Source organism: Ignavigranum ruoffiae (assembly GCF_900110675.1).
GTDB lineage: Bacteria > Bacillota > Bacilli > Lactobacillales > Aerococcaceae > Ignavigranum > Ignavigranum ruoffiae.
The window spans coordinates 43,227-68,194 of sequence record NZ_FOEN01000009.1; the positions used below are offsets into that span (position 1 = coordinate 43,227).

At 40.7% G+C, this 24,968-nt stretch carries 24 protein-coding genes; 4 read left to right on the top strand and 20 right to left on the bottom strand.

Annotation, left to right across the window (positions count from 1 at the left end):
- Nucleotide 1 precedes the first annotated feature (1 nt).
- From BMX34_RS07555 to BMX34_RS07625, 15 genes are all read right to left on the bottom strand, one after another.
- A complete protein-coding gene (locus BMX34_RS07555; RefSeq protein ID WP_092572390.1) occupies nucleotides 2–1,390 on the bottom strand; it encodes a YycH family regulatory protein in 1,389 nt (462 codons plus the stop codon).
- Complete coding sequence (walK, locus tag BMX34_RS07560) at nucleotides 1,390–3,243, bottom strand: cell wall metabolism sensor histidine kinase WalK (RefSeq protein ID WP_092572392.1); 1,854 nt, start codon at nucleotides 3,241–3,243, stop codon at nucleotides 1,390–1,392. Before walK ends, BMX34_RS07555 begins: the two co-directional genes overlap by 1 nt.
- A 6-nt stretch (nucleotides 3,244–3,249) precedes the next feature.
- Nucleotides 3,250–3,954: a response regulator YycF gene (yycF, locus tag BMX34_RS07565; protein ID WP_092572394.1), complete on the bottom strand. Its 705-nt coding sequence runs from the start codon at nucleotides 3,952–3,954 to the stop codon at nucleotides 3,250–3,252.
- Nucleotides 3,955–4,211: 257 nt separating this feature from the next.
- Nucleotides 4,212–5,591, bottom strand: a complete 1,380-nt coding sequence (locus BMX34_RS07570; protein ID WP_092572396.1) for a L,D-transpeptidase family protein — start codon at nucleotides 5,589–5,591, stop codon at nucleotides 4,212–4,214.
- Nucleotides 5,592–5,666: 75 nt separating this feature from the next.
- Nucleotides 5,667–6,338 (bottom strand): O-methyltransferase, encoded by a 672-nt coding sequence (locus BMX34_RS07575; protein ID WP_092572398.1) that lies wholly within the window; start codon nucleotides 6,336–6,338, stop codon nucleotides 5,667–5,669.
- A gap of 71 nt (nucleotides 6,339–6,409) precedes the next feature.
- The gene (locus BMX34_RS07580; protein WP_092572399.1) at nucleotides 6,410–7,831 is read right to left on the bottom strand and encodes a hemolysin family protein; all 1,422 of its coding nucleotides are present in this window, start codon (nucleotides 7,829–7,831) and stop codon (nucleotides 6,410–6,412) included.
- A gap of 124 nt (nucleotides 7,832–7,955) precedes the next feature.
- The gene (gene cbpA, locus BMX34_RS07585) at nucleotides 7,956–8,588 is read right to left on the bottom strand and encodes a cyclic di-AMP binding protein CbpA (RefSeq protein WP_092572401.1); all 633 of its coding nucleotides are present in this window, start codon (nucleotides 8,586–8,588) and stop codon (nucleotides 7,956–7,958) included.
- 81 nt (nucleotides 8,589–8,669) lie between these two features.
- Nucleotides 8,670–9,302 (bottom strand): MBL fold metallo-hydrolase, encoded by a 633-nt coding sequence (locus BMX34_RS07590; RefSeq protein WP_092572403.1) that lies wholly within the window; start codon nucleotides 9,300–9,302, stop codon nucleotides 8,670–8,672.
- Nucleotides 9,299–10,456 (bottom strand): alanine racemase, encoded by a 1,158-nt coding sequence (gene alr, locus BMX34_RS07595; protein ID WP_092572405.1) that lies wholly within the window; start codon nucleotides 10,454–10,456, stop codon nucleotides 9,299–9,301. The genes BMX34_RS07590 and alr overlap by 4 nt, the downstream gene beginning before the upstream one ends.
- Nucleotides 10,453–10,851, bottom strand: a complete 399-nt coding sequence (gene acpS / locus BMX34_RS07600) for a holo-ACP synthase (RefSeq protein ID WP_092572407.1) — start codon at nucleotides 10,849–10,851, stop codon at nucleotides 10,453–10,455. The genes alr and acpS overlap by 4 nt, the downstream gene beginning before the upstream one ends.
- A 20-nt stretch (nucleotides 10,852–10,871) precedes the next feature.
- Nucleotides 10,872–12,377: a degradosome RNA helicase CshA gene (locus tag BMX34_RS07605; RefSeq protein ID WP_092572409.1), complete on the bottom strand. Its 1,506-nt coding sequence runs from the start codon at nucleotides 12,375–12,377 to the stop codon at nucleotides 10,872–10,874.
- A gap of 188 nt (nucleotides 12,378–12,565) precedes the next feature.
- Nucleotides 12,566–13,969, bottom strand: a complete 1,404-nt coding sequence (locus BMX34_RS07610; RefSeq protein ID WP_092572411.1) for a UDP-N-acetylmuramoyl-tripeptide--D-alanyl-D-alanine ligase — start codon at nucleotides 13,967–13,969, stop codon at nucleotides 12,566–12,568.
- A gap of 14 nt (nucleotides 13,970–13,983) precedes the next feature.
- Nucleotides 13,984–15,066, bottom strand: coding sequence for a D-alanine--D-alanine ligase (locus BMX34_RS07615; RefSeq protein WP_092572413.1), 1,083 nt, complete (start codon nucleotides 15,064–15,066; stop codon nucleotides 13,984–13,986).
- An 18-nt stretch (nucleotides 15,067–15,084) separates the two neighbouring features.
- Nucleotides 15,085–15,846, bottom strand: a complete 762-nt coding sequence (locus BMX34_RS07620) for a hypothetical protein (RefSeq protein WP_092572415.1) — start codon at nucleotides 15,844–15,846, stop codon at nucleotides 15,085–15,087.
- 506 nt (nucleotides 15,847–16,352) lie between these two features.
- Nucleotides 16,353–16,913, bottom strand: coding sequence for a LemA family protein (locus BMX34_RS07625; protein WP_092572417.1), 561 nt, complete (start codon nucleotides 16,911–16,913; stop codon nucleotides 16,353–16,355).
- A 152-nt stretch (nucleotides 16,914–17,065) separates the two neighbouring features.
- Here BMX34_RS07625 and BMX34_RS07630 point away from each other — a divergent pair, with 152 nt between their 5' ends.
- Together BMX34_RS07630 and BMX34_RS07635 are read left to right on the top strand one after the other, a co-directional pair.
- The gene (locus tag BMX34_RS07630) at nucleotides 17,066–18,607 is read left to right on the top strand and encodes a glycosyltransferase family protein (protein WP_092572419.1); all 1,542 of its coding nucleotides are present in this window, start codon (nucleotides 17,066–17,068) and stop codon (nucleotides 18,605–18,607) included.
- Between the two features lie 21 nt (nucleotides 18,608–18,628).
- On the top strand, nucleotides 18,629–19,156 hold the full coding sequence (locus tag BMX34_RS07635; RefSeq protein WP_092572421.1) for an LOG family protein: 528 nt from the start codon (nucleotides 18,629–18,631) through the stop codon (nucleotides 19,154–19,156).
- A gap of 250 nt (nucleotides 19,157–19,406) precedes the next feature.
- Here the strand turns inward: BMX34_RS07635 and BMX34_RS07640 are convergent, their stop codons facing one another.
- The 3 genes from BMX34_RS07640 to efp form a co-directional block, all read right to left on the bottom strand.
- The gene (locus tag BMX34_RS07640; RefSeq protein ID WP_092572423.1) at nucleotides 19,407–19,646 is read right to left on the bottom strand and encodes a hypothetical protein; all 240 of its coding nucleotides are present in this window, start codon (nucleotides 19,644–19,646) and stop codon (nucleotides 19,407–19,409) included.
- Nucleotides 19,647–19,783: 137 nt separating this feature from the next.
- Nucleotides 19,784–21,016, bottom strand: a complete 1,233-nt coding sequence (locus tag BMX34_RS07645) for a sodium/glutamate symporter (protein ID WP_092572425.1) — start codon at nucleotides 21,014–21,016, stop codon at nucleotides 19,784–19,786.
- A gap of 306 nt (nucleotides 21,017–21,322) precedes the next feature.
- Nucleotides 21,323–21,886 carry an elongation factor P gene (gene efp / locus BMX34_RS07650; protein WP_092572427.1) on the bottom strand — a complete coding sequence of 188 codons (564 nt, stop codon included), beginning with the start codon at nucleotides 21,884–21,886 and terminating at the stop codon, nucleotides 21,323–21,325.
- A 162-nt stretch (nucleotides 21,887–22,048) separates the two neighbouring features.
- Between efp and BMX34_RS07655 the strand changes: the two genes are divergently transcribed.
- On the top strand, nucleotides 22,049–22,732 hold the full coding sequence (locus BMX34_RS07655) for a YdeI/OmpD-associated family protein (protein ID WP_092572429.1): 684 nt from the start codon (nucleotides 22,049–22,051) through the stop codon (nucleotides 22,730–22,732).
- Here BMX34_RS07655 and pgeF read toward each other — a convergent pair.
- Nucleotides 22,713–23,441: a peptidoglycan editing factor PgeF gene (gene pgeF, locus BMX34_RS07660; RefSeq protein WP_092572431.1), complete on the bottom strand. Its 729-nt coding sequence runs from the start codon at nucleotides 23,439–23,441 to the stop codon at nucleotides 22,713–22,715. The two genes, BMX34_RS07655 and pgeF, sit on opposite strands and share 20 nt — an antisense overlap.
- 76 nt (nucleotides 23,442–23,517) lie before the next feature.
- Here pgeF and BMX34_RS07665 point away from each other — a divergent pair, with 76 nt between their 5' ends.
- Nucleotides 23,518–24,162, top strand: coding sequence for an NUDIX hydrolase (locus BMX34_RS07665; protein ID WP_092572433.1), 645 nt, complete (start codon nucleotides 23,518–23,520; stop codon nucleotides 24,160–24,162).
- On the opposite strand, the gene BMX34_RS07670 is transcribed toward BMX34_RS07665, so the two are convergent.
- The gene (locus tag BMX34_RS07670; RefSeq protein ID WP_092572435.1) at nucleotides 24,139–24,912 is read right to left on the bottom strand and encodes an alpha/beta hydrolase; all 774 of its coding nucleotides are present in this window, start codon (nucleotides 24,910–24,912) and stop codon (nucleotides 24,139–24,141) included. The two genes, BMX34_RS07665 and BMX34_RS07670, sit on opposite strands and share 24 nt — an antisense overlap.
- Between the last annotated feature and the right edge of the window lie 56 nt (nucleotides 24,913–24,968).

Sequence of the window (24,968 nt, forward strand, 5' to 3'; positions counted from 1 at the left end):
CTTACTCACCTCCTGGTAAAATTTCAGTATCATCTTGAAATTCAGCCTCAAAAGCGGCTGAGTCCATCTGATCCAAACTATAAAAATTATCATCGATTTTAATATACCATTTTGGAATTAGGTGGGCTTTCTTCCCTGCTTCCATATCGTCCTGCCATTGATAACCGATAAAGACATCATCAAACTGGCTCAAGCTATAACCATGATCTTTAACCTTTTCGAAAATCTCGGCCGCTGAAGCCAATTGAATCGACTGACTTTGATCAGGGATGTGAGCATGGAATATTAATAAAGGAAACTGATAACGATAGATATCGCCACTATTATTGTTTCGTATATACATTTTACTAGAACCATAATCATTGGTCCGACCCAGACTAAATATAGGCAAGTTATTTAGATATCGTCGATATTGGGCCAGGTTATGCTTAGCCCCCATCAAGCGTAAATCGCCTGGCCAATAGTCATAACGCTTAATATATTTAAAGGTATTCTCAATCTTCTCTGCGAAACTCCGTTGATTCGTATCTCCAGGCCGGTTGACCCGTACCGATAACATTTGTTTATCCTCAGTGAAATCTAGCGTATATTGATAATTAAAATACGTAACTTTTGTGTTCGAGGTCTCAGTATTTTTAAGCGCCGCATTTTCTGAAAAGGCACTTAAAAAAAGGTGCTCAGGAATACTCTCTAAAGTATATACCTGATCATCGAGATGAACAGGATCATTTGGCAAATAAATCATCCCTGCTTTCCCAATGTAGCCTTGGACTTCGATGGCTTGTACCTTGCTTTGGCTGACTTCTTGATGTAGACTCTTTCGATCCACCGCTTTATTCAAATGACCTAAATAATATTGGTTCGTTCGGGTATTTAATAAATATACAGTCCGTTCGCCATCTAAGGGATAAATAATTTGGTTGATGTAAGATTCTGCCTGATCTTCTTGATGAATTTGGACATAATCTGTCAGAAAACTTAAGGGGATTTCATCGGCAAATTGAACTTGAAGATGATTTAAGGCATAAAGATTCTCAATAAATTTTTGATCCTCTTGAAAGTCATCACGACTTAAATTAATCTGATTCTCTGCCAGAGTGCTTGCCAAACTTTCAATTAAAGTAGGATCAATGATCCATTCAGTAGCTTCTTCTGAGCGATAAATATATTTAAAAGGTTTGTATGTGTCTTTAAATTCTAACGCACTGGTTTGATAAAAATTGGGAATATCGCGTTCACCTTGCATCACCACTTCCTGGTTCCCCTCAGTCTTACCTGGTTGAAGAAGTTGTTTGAGCGAAGTCATATCATACAAAAGATAATAGGTTAGCAGCACATTCAACAAGACACAGAAAGTTAATACAAAGGATAGGATTCGATTTCTACGCATTATTCCCACTCCTCATCAATATCATCATAGTTGGAATAGGGCAACTCAAAAGAGAATTGAGAGCCTTGGCCTTCAACACTATTGACCCAAATCGTTCCCCCATGAAGCTCAATAACTTCTTTAGAGATGGCCAAGCCCAGACCACTACCTCCTTGAGCCCGCGATCTCGCTTTATCGACCCGGTAGAAACGTTTAAAGAGGTGTTCCTGATCTGCCTTAGAAATCCCTAGACCTTGGTCTATGACCGTGAAGATAACACTGTCCAGATTATCCTCAATTCGAACCGTTATTTGCCCACCATCTGGGGAATATTTCAGGGCATTATTTAATAAATTATCAATCACTTGGGTCATCCGATCTTGATCGATATCAACATATATATCGCGCGAAGTATATTCACGAACAATCTGGTAACAATCAGATTGACCCTCAGATTCTAACGTAAATTGTATCCGGTCTAAGATATGGTCTACAATCCGTTTAAAATCTACATATTCCTTCTCTAAGACAATTTGACCCCCGTCCATTTTGGACAGGTTTAACAGGTTGGCAATCATTCGAATCATTCGATTACTTTCAGATTGGATGACTTCCAAGAATTGAGGAGCCAAATCAGGATCCTTCCAAGCTCCATCACTCAAAGCTTCACTGTAAGATTTCAAGCTCGTTAGTGGGGTTCGCAATTCATGAGAAACATTAGAAACGAAATCTCGTCGTTCTCGTTCGGTCTTTTCTTGTTCGGTAATGTCCGTTAAGACACAAACTAAGCCGGTAGCAAAACCTGTCTCCCGTCGGATGACCGAGAATTCACCTTTGAGAATCGAATTATTACCATGACGATCCGGCCGTTCAATTAAGATATCTTGGTCGCCCTTAAGTAAATCACGCATCGAATAATTCTGATGAACATCTAGAAGACGGAGAATCGACTTGCCAATGGCCCGTTCGTGAGGCATATCGAGTAAGTATAGGGCTCGGTCGTTGACTAGCAAGACATTCCCCCGTTGATCGGTTCCGATAACCCCGTCAGTCATATGACGCAAAATCCCGTCCAATCTTTGCCGTTCGGACTCCGTTGATTCTTGGGCATCTTTAACTTTCTCGGCTAATTCATTAATGGTTAAGGCCAGCTCTCCTAGCTCATCATAGCCCATGAGTTCTGCTGGATAATTATAGACCCCTTCTGAAATTCGGATAGCCTGCTGACGCATGTTCTCAATCGGTCGAGTAATCCCTTGCGAGACAATCACCGATAAAATAAGGGCTAAGACGGCCGCAAACAAAGCCGATTGAATAAAGAGATCAATAATATTATCCGTCTGCGTATAGACGGATTCCATATTCGTTTCAATAACAACAGCACCTAAAACCTGGCTTAAGTCGTTATTCATGATGGGTTTAATCAGTTGGTACAGACGGTCTTGCGTATTGCCATCGGTCATTTCACTGGCGATAGTCGTCTGCGATAAGAGCACTTCCCTTAACTTAGGCATTGAGGTTTGCGCTCCGACACCCGTTTCCCCCAAATCTTGATTCGTCGCAATGATGGTTTCCTGGGGATTGACGACCAACAGCTTGGTTGGATTCGCGGTGGTAAAGGTACTTAACACTTGATTCAACCGGTCATTCTGTTCGATCGCATTCAAGTCTTCTGAAAGGATTGGCGATAAATTATTCGTCAAAAAATCAGCTTGCGAATTAATCTGGGTCTTGAATTGACCCAAGGATTGCATCTCAAGCTCATTGATAAAATACACCCCAATAAATTGAAAGACGATCAAAAGAATGAAAACAAATAAAAGGGGGATTTTAAAATATATCGATTGAAAAAAATTAAAGGGCCGTCGGTTCATTAAAAATTACTCCTGTTCTGGATTCTTCAAGAAGTAGCCTACACCCCGACGGGTCATTAGAAATTCAGGTCGGCTAGGTTGAGTTTCAATCTTCTCACGTAAACGGCGAATGGTCACATCCACGGTCCGAACATCACCAAAATAATCATAACCCCATACGGTTTCCAATAAATGTTCCCGGGTCATGACTTGACCGATATGTTTGGCCAGATAATGTAAGAGTTCGAATTCACGGTGAGTTAATTCAATTTCTTGACCATTCTTGGAAGCAATATAGGCATCCTGATGGACCACAAGGTCACCAATCTGAATATCGCGGTTTTGTTCGGTTTCTTGATCGGCACCTTGCAAAGCGTTCCGCCTCAAGTTTGCTTTCACCCGAGCTATCAGCTCACGATTTGAGAAAGGTTTGGTCACATAGTCATCGGCTCCTAATTCTAAACCAAGAACCTTATCTATCTCTGAATCTTTAGCCGTTAACATAATAATTGGGACGGCACTGGTCTTGCGGATTTCTCGGCAGACTTCCAACCCATCTTTCTTCGGCAACATCAAATCCAAGACAACAAGATCAGGCTTACTGGCTTCGAAGACACTTAAAGCTTCTTCGCCATCATAAGCTTTCTCAACTTGATATCCTTCATTCACTAAATTAAATGAAATAATATCCGAAATTGGCTTTTCATCATCTACGACTAATATTTTCTTCATGCCAATCACTCCTTTGACTCTAATTGTTATACTTGTTGTCTTTATGTATTTTTAGAAAATTCTACTTGGACTGAATCTTTCACAATATAAACTCATTATACTCTTTTTACCTATAATAACAAACCTTGCTAGCTTTTCACAAGTCCATTCATTTTTCTAAAATTTCCCGGCAGATAGAAGGAGACCCCCCAATTCAATTAAAATGGGGGGCGGTAGTTATGTAGATAGGAATCGGGAGAGAGGTAATCCCTCAGACTTTATTCAAAGACAATCACTGGCGTACCTAATTCAACAGCAGCAAAAACTTCTGGCATAATATCTGGTGGCGTATTGATACAACCTAGAGATCCAGAAACTTGGTAAGTGTTACCACCGAAATTGGACTGCCAGTTCGCATCATGAATTCCCTGGCCGGTATCGTCAAAAGGCATCCAATAAGCCACAGGTTGAACATAATCTCGTTGGGTCCGTGGATTATAACCCTTTAATTCAGCGTTCTCTTCTTTGTCCCAGACAGAATATGCACCCGGAACGGTGTCTGTACCAATTTGTCCTGTAACAATCGGTGTTTGCAGAACTTCTTGGCCATCTTTATAAATAAACATAGTTTGGTTGAGAACATCAATTTCTACGTAAGTGTCACCAATATCATTACCGTTATTGCCATAACCGGTGCCAGCAATCGCTGGATCTCGTTTGACATCTTCACCTTTGTATAGGTCTTGAGCAATCTGAGCGGCTTCTGCTTCACGGTCAATCGACCAGCCTAGGGTCCCTGGTTGGACAGTGACTTCGCCTCTAAGCGTTGATTTAAAGGTTCTTTCTTTTAAGAAAGTAGCATACTGATCATTATAGGTCTTTAAGAATTCTTGGATCAGAGCTTCGTCATAGACAATCTGATTGGATCCATCAAAGTAAATCCATTTCTCAATTTCTTTCTGAGGGATCACTTCATCATGTCCATCGATGGTTAAGGTAATCTTGGTAGAAGTAGCCTCATCAATTTGTTTCATTGTATTTTGAATGCTTTCATCATCAGCTGTCAGGGTTGGTTGCATATAATACTGATTGACTTCAATCTTTTGTTGCCCATCTTGAAGTTGACTCGCAATGGCTTCCTTCAATTGGGTTAAATCCACTTGATTGCCTTCTTTGGCATCGACCACGTAGTAACCCTTGCTTTCATTATAATCAATGGTCGCATCACTGGCAGGAGTTCTTTCACTATTATCTAGGCCTGCTTTCAATAGGGCTTGATTAAGGACCTTATCATCAATATCGATGTTTTTTAGCGTATCTCCATCAAAGTGTTGGCCCTTGAAATAAGAGAACAACCATAAATTTGGATTTTGGGCATTATATATTTTTTGGAGTTGATCGATAGTATCTAATTTTGGGTTTAAATCTTTCATAGCAAATTTGCCTAAACTTTTCCCATTTTCGGTAATTTCTACTTCTTGATTGACCAGATTTTGCTCTACGGCTTCCTTAGCTTCGGCCAAAGTCATGTTGCTAACATCGACTTGACCAATTTTGGTATTGGGTTGGAATTTTTCAGCATAATGATAAATGCCAAAGCCATAGCCCAGCAAAAGAATTAGTACAATTGAAAGGGCACTAATAATAACTTTCTTCATATATGATACTCCCATCTTAGATTTTTCTACTGTATCCTATCATGCAATTGTGAATATTTTGCTACTTTTTTGCTACTAATTATTTTCTTTTCGAACTATTAAAAGGCCATCCCCTAGCGGCAAGTAGGATTCCCTTAAAGCTGGATTCGCCTCAACCACATCTAAGAGTTCATTGAGTTTACGATGAATCTTGCGAACCCGCTTGGGAATCTGCTCTTCAGCATCGAAGACGGTTCCCGCTTGAAAGACATCGTCAATCAACAATAGACCGCCACGTTTTAATAATCGTAGGCATTCAGGTAAGAACTCAACATACTTGGCCTTCGCTGAATCCATAAAGATTAAGTCATAAGGTCCCGATAGTGTCGGTAAGATATCGACAGCATCGCCCTCAATGAGCTTTATTTTATCAGTCAGTCCCAATTTGTCAAAGTTTTCTTTTGCTTTTTTTGCCATTAAGTCATAGCGATCAATCGTGGTAACGAGACCCTCAGATCCGATATGCTGGGCCAACAAACTGGCTGAGAAGCCAACTGCCGTACCAATCTCAAGAATTTGTTGGGGTTGGTAGATCATACACAATAAATCAATAAACTTGGCGGTTTCATGGGGAATAATTGGGACTCCGGCCTGATGAGCTTCCGCTTCTAAGACACCCAGGGAGCCAGGGAATTCTCCTTGACGGGTCCGCATAAAGTCTAGCACCTGCTGATTGACAATCGGCCGATACATCATTTCATTCTGCATATATTTTCCTCCAATTGAAAAACGAACGAAAGATATCCATTAAGACATCTTTTTCGCTCGTTTGCTTTCTCTTATCCTTCGTCTGCTTCATTTTCTTCTTCAATCTCTGCCTTATGTTCAACCACATTGTCTCGTTCATAATAGATTTCATCGATATTTTGAGTCAGGTCATAGGCCGAATCAAGATGATAATCTGGATCTCGTTGAACATGGATTCCCCGAATTCGACCATTCTCAATATGGCTCGTGGTCAGAACCCACTGATTACAACGTAACATAATCCGTTCATCATCGTCTGGGACATAGCCTAAATGATAAATAATTAAACCGGCAATCGTATCGACTTCATCCGATTCTAACTTCTCATCGAAGTATTGGTTAAATTTATCGAGAGGCAGAACGCCATTTAAATAATAATTATCTTTATCAATCTTGCGGATATCCGAGCTATCGTGAATATCCGATTCGTCTTCAATTTCACCAACAATTTCTTCCAAGATATCTTCAAGGGTTACTATCCCTTCGACCCCACCATATTCATCTCGTAGGATGGCCAAGTGAGTCTGTTCTCGTTTAAATTCGACCAGTAAGTCATCGATAAAAATTGTTGAAGGAACAAATAAGGGATCTGACATGATCTGACGAAAATCGACGTCGCTGAAATCTTGACGGCTTAATTGTTTCAAGACATTCTTAACATGGATGACGCCAATCACATTATCTTTATCTTCTTCATAAATAGGCAAACGTGAAAAAGGACTATCTAAAATCTCATTCAGTATATCTTGATAGTCATCTTCAATATCCAACATTTCCGTATCTGTCCGCGGTACCATAACTTCTCGAGCTAATTTGGTATCTAACGAGAGCACGCCTTGTAGCATGGTAAACTCTGCTAAGTCGATTGATCCTTCTTTTCGACTTTCTTGCAGAATTGCCTTCATCTCATCTCGGGTAAATTTCTCACGAATTTCAGAAAATTCGATCGGGGTAATTTTTTGCAAAAGATCAGTTGAAGTTGATAATAACCAAACAAATGGTTTAAAAATCGTCTTAACCACCGCCACAAAACCAGAGGTAAACATCGCTACCTCTTCCGGCATCTGTAAAGCGATTTGTTTAGGATAAAGTTCACCTAAAACTAAAGAAAGATAAGATAGAATCATTGTCACTAACACAATAGCAACCGTTGAAGCTGCTGGAATATCTTTCAAAACCCCCGACAAACGATTGGCAAAACTAGTTGCCGCAGAAGCAGAAGATAGGAAACCGGCTAAGGTAATGGCGACTTGGATGGTCGCTAGAAAATCATCTGAATCCTGTAAAAGGTCCAAGACCCTTTTCGCCTTCTTATTACCCTCTTCGGCAAGATTGGTCATCTTTGTCTGATTCAAAGAAACAAAGGCCATTTCACTGGCAGCAAAGATGGCATTAATAACGGTTAATAAGATAATGACGAATATTTGAGGCCACAAGGAACCTGGTTCATCCATTTTTTGTACTCCTTTTATTGGTTAAAAATTTATATTACTTATAATATAAAAAAAACAAAGGGGAAAAGCAACCTTTTTAGCAGACACTTTTGCTTGATTTAGGTTTGCTTTACCCCGAAATTTCCTATAAGGGATACACTTCAAATTCATAATTTTTGGCTCGTAGATACTGGAGTAGAGACTTCAAGCGTAACTGATCCAAAGAATAGGGTAGGCCATATAAGATATAGGCACTCGTATTATAATCTGAAGCCTCAAGCGTCATTGCTGAGCCGATATCACAAAAGCGATTAATCATCTGACTTACCTTACGCAAATCTCCCTTGAACCCTTTAGACTTGATGGCTAAGACACAAGATAGTCGCCCCATCACCCAAGCCTGTTGTAAATAATCTAAGAAAGTTTCATGGTAAATCACACCCATAAAACTATTCTGTTCACTTAAAACAGCGATAAAAGGCAAATCCTTTAATAAAAAGACGAGGTGGAGGATCGAATCATTCTCAATAATTGTCTTGGTCGTATTCTTTAAGAAGAAAGTTACTGCCAGCTGACTCAAGTCTGCTTCTGGATGATGAAATTTATATTTATAAATATGATAGCGATAAATATTGCCCCGATACATATTGCCTGTCGCATCAACCACAGGAGCATTCCTTAGGCTATTATCTTCAAGAATTTCGATAGCGTCCAAGCAATTCATAGTTTCTGATATGCAAATCATCTTTTCTTTAGGAATCATGAGGTTTTTTAGCATAGCATACCGCTCCTACATTTTTTCTTAGCATTCATATTCTAACAAATTATCTAAGAATAAACAATATTCTCTCATCTTATTTTAATTATTATGCAAAAATGGATTGCCCACTTGCTCGCTTTGAACATCTGTTGCTGGTCCATGACCTGGGTACAAACGGAAATCGCCAGGTAATGTCAGAATTTCTTGACGAATATGACTCAATAATTGGTCTAAACTTCCCCCTGGGAAATCTGTCCGCCCAATGCTGGACCGAAAGACGGTATCTCCCGAAATCACAAAGCGATCTTCGGCAAAAATATAGATGACTGACCCTGGACTATGCCCTGGAACATGGCGAATTTCAAATTCAAAGCCAGCAACTTGCTTGGCTCCTGTGGTTTGCCAAAGATGCTCTGCAGGTCGCTGAATTACCTTAGGTCCCATATAGGCTGATAGATTCAATTGGGGATCGGTCAGGAATTCAGCCTCCGTATGATGAATATAAGCCTCAATCTGATAATGATCGCGAATCGCATCTAAGGCCCCAATATGATCGAGATGACCGTGGGTTAATAAAACAGCTTGTGGTAGCCAACCTTGGTCACTAATCCAGGCAATAATCTGTTCAGCTTGGTCGCCGGGATCGACTAAGAGGGCTTCCTTGTGCTCATTAACTAAGGCATAGGTATTTTCTCCAACCCGGGGTAATTCGATACTATGGACCTGAATCATGATTGATCACCTTCCTGAATATAAACTCGCGGTACCCGTTTGGAAATACTAGTCAATATCTCATAACCGATCGTGTTAATTTCTTTAGCCATTTGGGAAGCATGATTCTCAAGTTGGCCATCACGACCAATTAAAGTCACGGTGGTGCCAACAGGATAATATTTAGGCAGGCGAATCATTAATTGATCCATATTAATCACACCCACAACCGGGCAAGCTTGACCATCGACTAAGATAGGAAGTTTATGATAATGGCGGAGCCAACCATCAGCATAGCCAATTGGAATAGTAGCAATCCATTCAGTGTCTGAACTGGTATAGGTCGCCCCGTAAGAAATCCTTGTTCCTGCTTCAACTTCTTTGACATAAACGATTTCTGAGACTAAAGACAAAATAGGTTGAAGTGGATCTGGCGCCGGATATTGGTCTTTGGGATCCAAGCCATACATACTAATCCCATAGCGGATAATGTCTGACTGAGGTTGTCGCTTCTGCCAAAGCCCCATGGCTGAATTAGCATAATGACGTAGGCTGACACTTTCAGGGACCGCGGTCAGTAAATCTTGCCAGTGCTCCCACTGATGCTCAACATATTCAGCAGGTCCACCACCAATCGTAGAGAAATGGGTAAAGACCCCTTCCCATTCAGCCCAAGGATAGGCTGAAATTCCTTCAGCAAATTCTTGAATCTCAGCTTTCGATCTTAAACCGATTCGGGTCATTCCCGTATCTAGGGCTAAGTGGAAGTTTAGTTTCGACTGATCCAATAAATCTAAATGATCGGTGGCCTGCAATTGTTGATAAGCTTGCTCAAAGAAGTCTAAATGAGAAACGGTGATAGAAATTTGATAAAGTAAAATCTCTGCCACTCCCCGCGGATCCGTTAATCCCAAGACCAAAATCGGCAGCTGATCAATTCCGTTCTTTCTTAAATGAATGGCTTCATCAACGGTAGCCACAGCTAAACCTTGGGCACCCGCACGAATAGCAGCCTTGGCAATCGGAACTGCTCCGTGACCATAGGCATCCGCTTTAACGACTGCATACAACTTTTGGTCTTCTTTCATTCGTTGTTGAATGACTTCGATATTATGATTCAAAGCATCTAGATCAACAATTGCTTCGGTTGGCCGATGTTCATAAGCGTTCTTCATAATTTAAATCCTTTCTCTAGCAAACTCTGTTTAATCTCGTTCTCACTTAAATCAATTAGGCAAGTTGCCATAGCCACACTATGGGAATGGCTGATTGATAATAAGACTGAATCTAGAATCGGGCCTTGACTGAGGACTGGACGGCCTGTCTTATCATTTAAGACACTAATCCCAGCCATCTTAAGAGGATGAATCAATCCGGTCCCCAAAGCTTTGCTATAAGCCTCTTTGACACAAAAGCGCCCAGCTAAGAATTCAATCTGACGCTGCTCATTTTGCAGCAATTCGAAAAACTCTAGTTCTTTCGGTGAGAGAATTTTTCGAATGATTTGTGGATTACGAGCATATGCCTGTTTGATTCTTTCTATCTCAATAATATCTGTTCCTAACCGCATGATCCCACCTCAAATTAAACCTAATCACGATGTTGACGAATTTTAAATTGACCTTTTTTCTTGGTTTTCTTTCGCGGATGTCCTTTACGATCCCGTTGACGAGATGAACGTTCCTGATGATGATCTCCGTGTTTCGCTTTGTCCCCTTTATGTCTTGAACGATGTGACCGTCTGGATTTAGCTGATTTCTTGTCGTGCTGGCTGTGTGGTAAAGGTTTCTGCGGAGAAATCTCCACTTCAATATCAGTCGATGAGGATATAATCTCACTTAGTAAAGCAGCAATCACGTCATTAGCTACATAGTGTTCTAAAAGTTGCTTAGCCACATTACGGTATCGATCTAAGTTATCATGAGCAATCTCATCATCCATCCGTTCGATTAATTGAAGAACCTGTCCATGGAGGGCTTCTTTATCAGTTGGAGGACTTAATGGTTTCATATCCTTGCGAGTTAACTTCTCAATCGTTCTTAAGTAGGCCATTTCGCTATTTTGGACAAAAGTAATCGACATCCCGTCTTGACCGGCTCGCCCAGTTCGCCCAATACGATGGACATAGGATTCAGGATCTTGTGGAATATCATAATTATAGACATGGGTTACCCCCGAAATATCTAAGCCACGAGCAGCCACATCGGTAGCCACTAGTAACTCAACACTTCCCTTACGAAATTCATGGATCACACTGGTTCGTTTTTGCTGGGTGATATCGCCATGAATTAATTCTGCATTAAAACCTCTTAAACTTAAGCCACGGCCCACTTCATCGACCCGTTTCTTCGTCCGACAAAAGACAATAGCCTGGCTAGGATTCTGCACTTCCAAGAAACGGGTTAAGATGTCAAACTTCTCATCGTCACGACATTTCACAAAGAACTGTTCGATTAAATCGGCAGTCATTTGGGCGGCTTTAATCTTAACGATTTGGGCGTCGATTAGAAATTGGCTTCCCAATGCTTGAATCGCAGGGGGCATGGTCGCCGAGAATAAGAGTGTCTGCCGACTGGTAGGCGTTTCAGCAATAATGGCTTTAATATCATCAATAAACCCCATATTCAACATTTCATCGGCTTCGTCCAGTACCAGAGTTTGGAGTTGGTCGAGTTTCAGCACCTTGCGCCGGATTAAATCTAAAATCCGTCCAGGCGTTCCCACAACAATATCAGGTTTCAAGCGCTGAATCCGATCAATCTGTTTGCCAATCGGTGATCCGCCATAGACCACATAAACCCGGGCACGTTGCCCTTTCCCTAAACGGAAAATTTCCTCTTGAACTTGGATAGCTAATTCGCGGGTCGGCGCTACAACCAAGCCTTGAATCGAGGATAGGGAATCTACTAATTTGTTTAGCATTGGCAAGCCAAAAGCGGCCGTCTTTCCAGTTCCGGTCTGAGCTTGACCAATCAAATCTTGTCCTTGTAAGGCAATCGGAATCGCTTCTTGCTGGATGGGAGTGGGTTCTTCAAAACCCATCTCTTCTAGGGTTTCAATTAATTCTTTTCTTAAATGTAGTTCGTTAAATTTCAATAAATCTCCTCTTTTTCTTTCAATGAATATTTCATAAACAAATAAAAACCGCACATCCTGTTCGACAAAGCAGAAACGCCTTGCGAGCAGGTCGTGCGGTATATCTACCGACTGCTTAAAGGTCCACACTTACAGTAACAGTCTAACATGGATGAAGACGAGTCACAAGAAAATCTTTACCAAATCCCTTAATGGGTAGCGTGACCCGTTAAAGCTGTCACGACTTGTAATAAATCCACACCCCAGCTTGACTTCACTAAGACTAAGTCATCCGCTTGAACATCTGCCTGTAAAGCTCGAATTAAAGTTTGATGGTCACGAGCTTCGTAGAAAAGTTTTTGAGGGTCGTATTTGTGCAACAGTTCTTGGTAAAGGTAGGCCATCTGTTCCCCAAATAAATAAACGGTGTCAATCTTTTCCGGATCGAGTGCTTGGGCTAAATCACGGTGGTAGGCTTCGGAATTCTCACCCAATTCGCGAATATCGCCTAAAACCGCAATCTTTCTTCCTTTAACAGCAAGTTGAGCTGTAGATAAGGTATTAAGAATGGCCTTCATTGAGGTCGGACTAGCATTATAAGCATCATTAAGGACTTGTGCGCCATTCGGCATCTGCAACCATTCCAAACGATTAGCCGTTAGTTTGAATTGAGCCAATTGGAAGATGGCTTGTTCGATTGGAACGTGCAAGGAGCGGGCGATACTTAACGCGATCAGGGCATTGGACACATTATAAGAGCCAATCACTGGAATCATGCATCTTACATTCTCATCGAGATTGGTTCTGAAGAACGTTTTATCTTGTGTTTCTTCTATATCATAGGCATAAACATCGTTCGTTTGGGCTAAACCGAAACGCACCGTGTTAATGGTCTTATTCAGCTCAGGCATTTCCTGTTCAATCAAGACTTCTTCGCCTGGATAGAAGAAGGTGCCGCCATCTTTCAAACCATATAGAATCTCTAATTTAGCTCGAGCAATCCCTGCCCGCGTCTTAAGAAATTCAAGATGACTTTCACCAATCAAGGTAATCGCAGCGATATCGGGTTGAACAATCTTGCTCAGTGTTTCAATTTCGCCAAAGTTACTCATCCCTAATTCAGTGACCACCACTTCGGTATCCTCTGGCATCTGTAGAATGGTATAAGGAACCCCGATTTCATTGTTGTAGTTTCCCTGGGTCTTATGGACGCGATATTTAACAATCAATACCTGAGCGGTCATATCTTTGGTGGTTGTTTTACCATTGCTTCCGGTAATGGCAATCACGATCGGATTAATCAATCGACGATAATACTGAGCGAGTTCTTGCATTGCTAATAAAGTATCCTCAACATAAATGACGGATATCTTATCCGTAGGCGCAGGTAAATCTTTACGCGACCAGAAAGTTGCTACCGCTCCTTGTTCAATCGCCTGTTCTATGTATTGATGGCCATCCGTCTTACCCCCGGTTAAAGGAACGAAGAGGGTCCCTTGACTGACTTTACGAGAATCAAACTCTACATTACTAATATAAATATCTGGTTGGCGAAGCTGGCAGTCCAAGGTTTGAATATTAGCCAAGGCCTGCTCAAGTTTGATATTTTTCAAGAAACAATGCTCCTTTACTGATTTTTTAATGCTTGACGCATTTCATAACGTTTCAGTGCCAGTTGAATCAGCTCCTCGATGAGGTCGCGGGTGCTGAGGCCCGTTTCATTCCAAAGACATGGATACATACTATAAGGGGTGAACCCAGGCATGGTGTTTAATTCATTAATATAGACATCGTTATTGGCAGTCACAAAGAAATCGGCGCGAGATAGACCGCTTCCGTCGATGGCTTGATAGGCTTTGAGGGCGTAGTCCTGAATGGTCAAGGAAACACTTGGATCAAGCTCGGCAGGAATCTGCATTTTCACTGTATTGTTGATATATTTCTCGTCATAGTCATAGAAATCACTATCCTTAACTAACATCCCGACCACAGAGGCATGAGGATCTTCATTGCCCAAGATGGCCACTTCACATTCATAGGCAGTAATTCCTTGTTCAATCACAATTCGGCGGTCAAATTTCAGAGCGGTTTGAATCGCTTCTTTTAAATCTTCACTGCTTTCGACCCGACTGATGCCGACTGAAGAACCCATATTGGCTGGTTTAACAAAAAGCGGATATAAGAGACTGCCTTCTATTTTTTGAATTAAGGCTTCTTGATCTTCCAGCCATTCTCGTTTAACAAAAGCGATATAAGGCACTTGAGGAAGCCCCGCTTTATCAAAGAGTTGCTTACTGATAATCTTATCCATCCCAGTCGCTGAAGCAGTCACCCCCGCTCCTACATAAGGCAAGTTTAATACTTCAAGCAAACCTTGAACCGTTCCATCCTCACCATTAGGTCCATGAAGAACTGGAAAGACAACCGTATCCTTGTCCTTAATATCACCTGGATTGATCACCACACCGGTTGAGATGTCACCGGGCTGCTCAGCCCATGATTCTACAAAAGCCTGTTCGAATTTCAACTGTGAGGCATCTTCTAAAGGCTTTTCCATCAAAGGCCCCTTTAGCCATACACCTTTGCGCGTAATATATACAGGTAGGACTGAATAAACATCCAGCATAATTTCTTGACTAATATTAAAGGCAGAAATGATCGAAATATCGTGCTCTGCACTCTGTCCTCCATAAAGCAACACTATTTTCATTAGAATACTCCTCCATAACTAATCGGTGTCAGATAATTTTAGTTCAACATCCCACTGCTCGCCATTGGTATCATAGATGATAAAACCTATGTGATCACTCGGCCTTTGGTCACGACTCAGTAAGGTTAATTGATCTTCGATAATATTTAAAGGAACATACCAACGCGTTCCTTTCTGATAAGCCTGGTTAAAATTAACTTTCAGGCCGGTGGCAAAGATGGGGGCAATTTCCTCGACCCTATCTTCGACCATAGATTGAACATGGGTTTTGCGTAGAAAAGCCAGTGGGTTTCCCTCGTTAATTAACTCAACCATCTGTTCTTTCATGGCTCGTTGGAAACGAGGATAAAAGTGGCTGACGTACCGATAATAGACCTTGTTGAGTCCATTGGGCAGTGTCAAATACACATAATTATTCTGTAGCTTATAAAAAAACGCCGATCGCAGAGATTTATTAGCATGGAATAAATACAGAATTTCGGCAATCTCACTCGGTGCGAGTTGGTGTATAGCTTCGACACTTTCGAAATCAATCCAATTCGAAATTCGCAAGCCAGCCTTAACGACAGAAGAAAGATAATCTTGAATTTCTATTTTCCCTCGCAATATTTTAAAATTCGTTAAGCTATCATAACGCCCATAATCTTGCGGGGCCTCAGCTAAAATCATATTATCCGGAAAGTAGCGATCCAGAAAATCATTGGCCACAAAATTTATACCCCGAGTCATCACATGATTCGTTACCGAGTCATAATGTATATATAAATTCTTGCGTTTCATCTCTGGCCCCCTTTCCTTAAACTTAGACTGTCTATATTTTACCGTGTTTAACCCAACTTGAAAAGACTCTAGAAACTATATTATAGCACTGCTTAAGCTAAAAGAAAGCCATCATTCAAAAATTACGCCTTGAAATTCTTACATTCGATTAAATACCCAGATCTCTTTCGGAGTTTTTATCTTCAAACGATCAGGAAATTGAAATACAAGCTGCTAATAAAATATAGATTAAATCGAAACAGGATTCCCAATAGATTTTCTAACTTCACTTATTTGTTTAAACAGATTGAACATCTCAATCAACTTTAAAAAACAAAAAGACGAATCAGTTCGACTCGCCAGCACTCGAAGATCCACGTAGCTTACAAGTGCTTAGCGACTTGTCGCTTAGAGCTTGTCTAGTGGATCTAGTCCGCAAAAGCAATGCTTTGAAGCACGGTCGCTTGCCAGTCGACTGATTCGTTTTATTTTTTGTTTTTGAATGACTAAGATATTCAATTAAGTTGTTAGAACTGAACTTCTGGAACCGCACGATCTTCTGCCGGTGTTTCCAACACTTTCTGAGTTTGGAATCCGTGAACTCCTGCTACAATATTATTGGGAACCGTCTCAACCAAGTTATTATACTCCGTCACACTTGAATTATAAAGTTGACGAGCAATGGCAATTTCTTTTTCAATTGTCTCCAAGCTGTTTTGTAATTGTAAGAAGTTCGTATTGGCTTTTAATTCAGGGTACTGCTCAGCCACAACCAATAATCGCGATAAGGCACCTGTTAGCGCATTCGATTTAACATTGATTTCTGCGGGATCAGCATCATTCGGCAAATTAATTAATTGTTGCCGTGCTTTAACTACCGCCTCAAGCGTTGAAGACTCGTGTTGAGCATATCCTTTTACCGTATTTACCAGATTTGGAATTAAATCATTCCGCTTTTGTAATTGCACATCGACTTGACCAAAAGCTTCTTTAACCCAGTTTCGTTTTTTGATCAAATTATTATAAATTCCTACCCAAAATAAAGCAATTAGGGCGACAATACCGAGAACAATAAATAATGCTAACATGATCATTCCTCCTTTAATTAAATCCATTATACTCAATCCCTGCAACCTTGTCGAAGAGAATTGATTGGCTAACTTCAATTCGTCACCCATCAGAGTTAGCTATCTTCTTGACAACTTTTATCTTATAATATGTAGCGGAAAAGAGGAAAACTATGAAACGTATTTATACTAAAGACCGGGTATTATATTGGATGACCCTGAGCCTATCTTTAATCATCTGCCTTTATTTTGCTAATCAGAAAGTCGGTTATCATATTGATGAACTTTATAGTTATGGCTTGGCAAATTCATATAGTCATCCTTTCCCCAATGCGATTAATCAATGGCTTAGCGGAAGTTATTACCATGACTACCTGAGTGCCGACTGGGCTCATCGGTTTAATTACCTTGCCGTCTATCAAAATCAAGTCCAAGATGTCCATCCACCACTCTATTATTTCCTATTACATACCATTTCTTCTTGTGTACCAGGTATCTTCTCCAAATGGCTGGGCCTCGGTCTGAATTTAGTGTCTCATCTGCTCAGTTTAACGATGATCATTCTGATCGGCCGTAAAATGAGCACTCAATCCTATATCCCCTATGCCCTAGCCCTATTATGGGGACTCAGTGTCGGTGGATTGAATACTTTTTTATTTATTCGCATGTACAGTCTGTTGACCTGTATGGGGCTGATTCTTTTATATCAAATAATCTGTTTGTTGGATCAAGGTCATTATCATCTTAGAAGCTGGATCGGCCTTAGCTTAACAGTGATGCTTGGGAGTTTGACCCATTATTACTTTATTATCTACGCTGGCTTGCTATTTATCTTTTGGCTAGTTATTCAACTCCGTCGTAGCCAGTGGAAATTCCTCATAAAAGTAGGATCTGCGGGACTGATCGGTCTTGGCTTAGCCTATCTCTTCTTTCCGGCTATGATCAGCCATCTGACCCAAAGTAATCGGGGCAGTGAGACACTTACTAACTTAAGACAAGTTGGACTTGGCCAAAATCTATTGACCTATTTACGTTTTATCAATTGGGAACTCTTAGGCAAGATGCCCTGGGGACTCTTTCTAGCGATTTTCATAATTTCTGTAATCGTTTATTATCAAAAGCGACCCTACTTAAAACATACTCGTTCAAACCTGACGCAGAAGCTTCTTATTATTGGACCCGCTTTGGCTTTCTTTGCCTTAGTTCAAGTGATTTCTCATTATTTGACCCCAAGATATATTTATCTCATCTATCCGCAACTGATTCTATATTTTGCCTATTATCCCCTAGCCGCTTGGTCAAGCTTCAAAGATTGGCGCAAGTACCTTACCGGGGCTGTCTTTGCTTTGATGCTAATCTTTAATTTATACCAGCCGACCTTGACCTATACCTATCCACAGCAATACCAGTTGAATCAAACCATCAACAGTCGGTCGCCAGTCAATGCCATCGTCCTGACCGACCAAAAATGGAAATTGATTCGTTTGACAACTTATTTACAAGATTATCAACATGTCTATCCCTGGTCGGCCAAAGAATGGTCGATTGACTCATTTCCTCAATTAGCCGACCATCAGCAAAGTTTAGACATTTACATCCTAGATCAGGCCTTCCCACTCAGTCAGATTAAGGGTACACTTAAACAAGTGTATCCAGACTTTCAAAGCAAGATTACTTACCAAGATCAAACGCTGACCCTAATTCACTTAGAATAATCTTTAGAAAAGAGGATATCAATGAACATTGCGGTTTACTGTGGATCAAAAATAGGATTGAACCCCAAATTTAGTCAAGCAGCCAAAGATTTAGGTTCTTGGCTAGCCCAAAATAAACACACCTTAATCTATGGAGGGGCCAGCCATGGCTTAATGGGCTTAGTAGCGGATGCCTGTTTACAAGCCGGTGGCAATGTAATTGGCGTCGCCACCTATGAAATTCATAATATGGAACATTGGCACCAAGGACTCAATCAATTAATTACTGTGGATACTTTAAGCCAACGTAAGGGAGTGATGTCTGAGCAAGCTGATGCTTATATCGCTCTACCCGGTGGGCCAGGAACCTTGGAAGAAATTGTCGAGATGATTTCTTGGGCCCGGGTCCAACTCCATCACAAACCCTGCTTGATTCTGAACATTGATCATTATTATGATGCTTTACAAAAGTTATTGACCAGTATGGTTGAACAAGAATTTATCCTAGCCAGTAATTTACAATTAGTGCATCTTGTCAACACGATTGCTGATTTAGATGAATATATTTAAGTTGGATCAGGGACCCCTTTGGCTGCTCTTTGATAAATCGACCACCCAGTGAGAGGATACTTTATTTCCTCACATCACATTAAACAAACCGAATAATTACCCACTCATTAACCAAGCAGATCTAATAATTCATTTCACTTCTGGGATCTGCTCCAGTAAACAAGCTTAATGACAAAGCTTGTTGAAGGGTAACTATTCGGTTGTTTTTATTGTTTATAAAGATGAATAGGATTAAAAATACTTAAACGATCTATTTGAAAAACGACAACAAATTCTCCCACCAAGAAGATTTCTCCGCCTTAGCTACAATTGTCGTATCAGGTTCATTCATGCCAGCTTTATTGATTTCTTCATTCCGATAAAGGTCGTCTCTTGCCACACCAATGCCACCAATCGGATTCTTTGAATGCATTCGCATATCACGGATCTTCTTACCTAACAAACCACCATCTTTGTGCAAGTCAATCAAATGTTTAAGACGCCGTACCATAAACCCGCCCCCTTTTAATATCATGGTTTTATAATTCTTTTCATTAATTTTTAATATTGTACCATGATTTTGAACAGATTCATAATTATTGATGACCGTAACGGGAAAATCTTCACTTTGTCAATCAGAAGCTTGGCTTAAGAGAAGGTGGCAATACAGAAAATAATGGTCGGAATGGCAAAGACATCGACAAACACTGCTCCACATAAAGGAGCAATTAAGAAGGCCTTGGTTGATCGCACTTGGTATTTCTCACAAATCGCACTCATACAGACCACTGCAGTAGCGGCAATACCCAGTCCCCAACCCATGAAGCCACCGGATAAGACGCCGGCATCATAGTTTTTCTTAAGCATTGGGAAGAGTAATAGAATGACAAAGAAGAATAGAACGACGGTTTGGACCAATAGAATAATAATTAGCGGTCCAGCTAAATCAATCAGTTCCCAAACTTTTAAGGTCATAATTGCCATGGTCAAGAAGAAACCTAGACCAATATCAGTGACTAAATCAATAATTCGACTATCAAAAGTAAAGAATAAATAGTGGTCGTTGACATTGCGGAAGATAATCGCTAAGAACATGGCTCCAACATAAGCGGGCACAGCGAAATTGGGTAGATTTAATAGACCAATAAATTTAGAAAACAGAGTGCCGCAAGCCATAAATAAGAAAATCAAAGCTAAGTGATGAAGAAATGAAGCTGATGTTATCGGATGGGATTGATTTTTCTCGGTCTCCGTAGGATTGATCCCCACTTCGTCGGTCTCGATTTGAACATGATTGCGTTTAATTAACCAGTCACCGACCGGCCCACCTAGAAATGAGCCTACGACTAAGCCATAGGTTGCCGAGGCCACTGCGACTGTGGTCGCGCCAACTACGCCGGCTTTTTCAGCAACTGGACCAAAGGCAGCTGCATTTCCATGCCCACCGACTAAAGAAACTGTTCCAGCCATTAAACCTAAGACCGGATTAATTCCTAAAAATTTGGCCAAACTAATTCCAACTCCTGCCTGGACTACCGATAAAATCCAGGTAGCGACCAAATAGATAATTAGTAACCAGCCACCTGCTTTCAACAAACGGAAGCTGCCGCCAAAACCAACACAGGTAAAGAAAGCTAGCATGAAGGGTAATTGTAAGGTAGTGTCCATCTCTACCTCTAAGACCTTGGTTAATTTTAAGAGAGTAATCATGAAAGCACATAAAAACCCACCAATCACAGCCGGCGGAATACACAAGCGTTCGAAAATTGGTACTTTTTTACGAACCCAGTAACCTAAGACCAATAGCAAACCAGCAATAGCAGCCGTCATAATTAAATCGATTTGCAATACATTCATTCCATCAACTTGTACCAAATCCATCAGATTCACTTCCTCTTCTTTATAGTGACTCCCTTTCCCCCATATAACTCAATGTCAAACTCCTTTCTAATCAATCCTAATAAGCACAAAAGGTAGCGCTTACACCAATGATTTTACTCGCCTTTTAATCTATTTTCAATCATTTTCTAATAGATTTCTTTAATATTTTTTACTGAGTCTTTATGAAGTAAGTCATAACAAGTGTATCGCTAAATTTATTGCTTGGGCTGATCAACCTGACTCATTTAGTATATAAAAAAGCTCTCGACCCATGTCGAGAGCTTAAATAAATATTTATCTGTTCTATTATTTTGCCCGTGATTTATAGGCGCCACCATCAGCGGTGGTAATAATCAGTGTTTCACCAGCTTCGATAAAGTCAGGGACATTGACAACTAAACCCGTCTCCATCGTGGCAGGTTTACCTGAACCAGTGACGGTCGCCCCTTTAATCGATGGTTGAGTTTCACTAACGACCAATTCAACCGTTGAAGGTACTTCAACCCCAATGACTTCTGAACCAAAGAATTGAATTTTAGCGTTCATATTTTCTTTTAAGAAAAGCATTTCTTCTTCGATATTTTCAGTAGGAATTTCATATTGTTCATAAGTTTCCATATCCATGAAGACTTCTGAACCGCCATTATTATATAAATATTGGACTTCTTTGGTTTCTAAATAGGCTTTCTCAAACTTCTCATCAGGACGGAAAGTGGTATCATAAGTTGCCCCGGTGCGGACGTCACGTAATTTCATCCGCATAACCGTATTCCCTTTACCTGGCTTGTGGTGACTAGCTTCTAATACACGAATGAGCTTGTCATCTTGTAAAAATGTCATCCCGGCTCTTAAATCCACTGCAGATATCATAAATCATGTCTCCTTTGTCTGTCTATTCATACTCAAGCATTATAACATAGGCATTCTGCAACTACAAAACGTTTTTTTGACAATTGTCTTTGCTTATCAGTCTGGAGTGGCCGTGATATAATTCAAGCAAATCAGTCATGATAAAAAAAGGAGGTCCTCCGCATGGAGCAAATTGCTGATTTAAGCAGAAAACTCAAAATCGATCAATTAGACCATATTGGTCTGGTAAATCAAGATCCTTACAGCCCTGAACTGCTTGAAATTGCTCGACCCATAAGTAATCAAGTTGACGTTCCTGCCTATCAAGTCCTCTTTGTACATATCTATAGTTTGGAGCAAATGAAACAAGAAATTTATCGAATCTGGCAAACGAATAAACTCGCCGAGAATGGCTTGCTTTATTTAGTTTATCCGAAATTAAATAATCCTCACTATCCCGGAATTCACCGTGACAGCATCTTTCCCGCCCTGGGAGTTGATGATGCACTGGGTATCCTACCAGCGACTCAGCTTAAATTCAATCGCATGGTCAAATTAAATGATATATTCACCATCATTGGCCTTAAATATTTAAATACCCAAGAATTAAACAAAATCAGACAAACCAGTAGTCAGCCGGCTGTTTCAAGTCGGGTTGCTGATTATATTTCTTATTTGCCTCAATTAGAAAAAGAACTTTTGCAGATTCAGCCAGAGCTCCAAAAAGCCTTCAAAAACTTAACCCCAGGAACACAGCGTCAATGGGCCCGGGAAATTTATTCAGCCCAGACCCAAGCCACTAGAGAAAAACGATTGCAAAAACTGGTTATTGAGCTCCAATCAAATATTAATCCACCAACATTGTAACCATCGCATTTAAGCCATATTGACTGCCTTGGCGCCGAGCCGAATGTAACTCAGGATGCGTATAGGTAGAGATATTCGCAATTTCAATTTGGCTTGGATTTATACCAGCTTCTTCTAGAATCAGACGATTGGCATCCTGCATGGATAAGAGATATTTACCCTCTTTTTCCCCTTCGATAAAGAAGTCATCACGATAGGGAAAAGCTTCAAAGGCTTGATAAACTTCTTGCCCCACTTCATAATGAGCTTGATCGATGGTCGGCCCAATATAAGCTAGTAGATCAGCTAACTGGCACTGAAATTGAGCCTGAAGTTGTTGAATTGCTTTCAGACTGATTTTCTTCTGAGTGGAACGCCATCCTGAATGAATCGTCGCTTGTACCCGACGAACAGGATCAAACAAAACTATTGGCGTACAATCAGCGAATTTAATCATTAAGGCTTGATAAGCTTGTTGACTCATTAAGCCATCACTTTCAGCGACTCTCATGACTTGATTGGGTCTTAGTTTTAAATCACTAACATTCGTCACCTGGTCTTGATGGACTTGTTGGGCATAGATGATGCCACGATTTTGCTGATTTAATCGATTGGCAAACTCGATAAAAGCTGCCTGTAGCGATTCAAGACCTTGATTATCTTTGAAGTTATCGGGAAGCTGACTCACTTGATTGTATAAACCAGCCTCCATCAATGATTTTGCTTGCATAAATTCTCCTTATCCTTATCGAAATGACGACATCATCGTTATAATAGAGTCAAGTCTAGTAGAAAGAAGGACGGCTATGATTTCAAAAATTGAACAAATTATTAAAGCATATCCAGCCCGGCCCTTGGGCCAGCAACATGAATATGCGGTTCTACTGCCTCTAATTAAGCTTCGAGATGCAACTCATATCCTATACGAAGTGCGGGGCCAATCTATTTCTCAACCGGGAGATACTTCTTTCCCCGGTGGACGGATTGAAGCCGGTGAGCGCCCCATTGATGCTGCCCGTCGGGAAACCATGGAAGAACTCCATGTCAATGCCGACCAAATTAATATCTTTGGCGCCATTGATTACATTGTGCGAGATTGGGCTATTATCTATTGTTTTGTCGGTGAAATTCTGCACTTTAATCCGGAAGAATTTGAAGCCAATGATGAAGTCGATCATCTCTTTACCGTTCCCTTAGACTTTATCTTAGCCAACGAACCAATTTATTACAATATTAATATTGAAGAACGGATGAGCAAGGATTTTCCTTTCGAACGAATCCACCGTGGTAAGGATTATAAATTTCACCGTAACGCTTCCCAAGTACCTTTCTATAATCTAGGCCTGGAGCCTGAAGAACAGCTATGGGGAGTCACAGCCAATTTGACCCATCGCTTTGCTCAAATTTTATTAGAACAACAAGATTTACTAAAGGGGAAGCCAAGTCAATAATTCTTGCACATATTGGTCCCAGAAGAGCCAGTCATGGCCCCCTTCGGCTTCAATAAGTTGAAGAGTAAGTTGGTCTTGATATTGGTGTTTGAATGCACGGTTCTGGCTAATCAGCCCATCTTGAAGACCACATGCTAGCCAAACTTGGGGAAGTTTTTGGCCTTTTTGAATGGCTTGGTCAATCAAATGAGTTATATCCTTATCGGTTCCCGCAGGTGATTCCTGGCCAAACAATAAATGAAAATCGGCCGGCGATTGGGGGTCTGGTCCCATTTGATAGCGGGCTTGAATATCAATCAGACTGGAGAGTCCAGCGACATAACCATATTTCTCTGGATATTTAAAGGCGGCATTTAAAGCACCATAGCCTCCCATTGAAGCTCCAGCAATAAAGGTCGATTCGCGATCTTGTTTAATATTAAAGGTATCGGCCATTAAAGCTGGCAATTCTTGGGTAATATAATCGCCATAGTTATACCCGGCTTCATTATTGACATAAAATAAGCGGTCCGTAGTTGGCATCACAATCACCAAAGGCAAATCGCGGGCATAGCGTTCGAGGGAAGTGAAACGAATAAAAGAATCCTCATTGCCTGATAAACCATGAAGTAGATAGAGGACGGGATAAGGCGGTTTAATCTGATCTTTTAATTCGTCCGGTGTTCGCTCATTGACTTGGGGATAAATTACATTGACATGGGTATCTCTTCGAAGAACATCACTGTAGAAAGTTAATCTTGCTAAGGTCATTCGATCACTCCTTTAGCTCATTATAACGAATCCAAAGGAAAAATGCTTAGCCCGTG